The organism is Dellaglioa sp. CoH-57-MRSF-22 (assembly GCF_056781895.1).
On the sequence record NZ_JBXAXT010000118.1, the window covers coordinates 1 to 376 of the forward strand.

The 376-nt window shown below is 56.6% G+C and carries 1 protein-coding gene; it reads left to right on the top strand.

All coding sequences use genetic code 11. The features are described 5' to 3' along the window. The coding region (locus AC1RPR_RS08460) for a hypothetical protein (protein ID WP_481763509.1) at positions 1-376 on the top strand (376 nt) is incomplete at both ends.

Here is a 376-nt window from a genome sequence, read left to right on the forward strand (position 1 = left end):
ATGCGCGCGCCATGGTCAACGGCTTGTTCAATCGCTCGTGGTCGAGTCGGGCGCTCCGCGACGTGTCTATGGTGGTACTTGGCGTCTACCACAATGAGGACATCAGTACTGTCCGGCAAGGCCTTAACAAGGCAAAGCAGTGGGGATTCGAAACGGTGCCATTCTTCGAAGTGCAGCCGAACCGCGCGTTCCTCGAAGCTGCGCTGGCTGAGGCCCGGGAGACTGCGCCGTTTGCGCTTGACGGTCTGGTCATCGCACCAAACACGTTTCGTATGGACTACGAGACGAACGATAAGCCGAAACTGATTTGGGCGTTCAAGGTCAATGATGAAGCGGGTGCGGATGTCGTGGAAGTCACATCCATTCACTGGAAGAA